The sequence below is a fragment of the Acidobacterium sp. FHG110202_01 genome (assembly GCF_059115305.1).
Genome location: NZ_JBZYWJ010000016.1, coordinates 1 through 655, shown reverse-complemented (window position 1 = coordinate 655; position 655 = coordinate 1). Strand labels below are relative to the sequence as shown.

Here is a 655-nt window from a genome sequence, read left to right as displayed (position 1 = left end):
TCTTCTTTCTCTTCTGCGACTGCTTTGATGTCCAGGCTGCCTGGGGAGTAGTAGGTGTCGTCTTCGAGCATCTTTTTGGCTTCCGGGTCGGTGACGAAGCCTGTTTCTACTGCCTTCTCCAGCAGGAAGCGGCCCAGGCTCGGCGGGCGCTTTTTCGGGATGTCTTCGGGGTCAGGGGTTTGGACCTCCGGGCCGATCTGGGTGCCGTCGGTGTGGGTGTAGACTTCGCGGACGACGTCCTGTTTCAGTTCGGTTTCTTTTTCTCCCTTGACCTGCTTTCCTTTCGTTCCTCTGTAGTGCTGGGAGGAGACCTGGAGGCCGTAGAGGAGGATCTTGGCGCGTTTGGAGTCGAGCATGTCGGCGGCCAGGTGGACGACGACGTCGGAGATGGCTAATTGGATGGCGTCGGGGTCGTCGCAGACGGGGAGATTGAGGACGAAGTGCTCGGGGTCTCCGTGGGGATCGTAGGGGGTGTTGCTGGGCGAGGGGCGCTGGCGGGTGTTTCTGTGGTAGGTGCAGAAGGGCTGTTCTTTGAGTGCTGCCTGCCTGCATTTGGTGCCGCTGGTGAAGAGGTGGCGGCATTCGTTGTACATGGGTTCTCCTCAGGGTGCAGCGCTCAGCGCGCAGGGTGCAGGGTGCAGGGTGCAGAAACACG

General features: G+C 60.6%; 1 pseudogene. It reads right to left on the bottom strand.

Going from position 1 to position 655, the window contains the following annotated elements:
• Positions 1 to 593, bottom strand: a pseudogene (locus AC5S16_RS22765) (hypothetical protein); the annotation flags it as partial.
• Positions 594 to 655 lie beyond the last annotated feature (62 nt).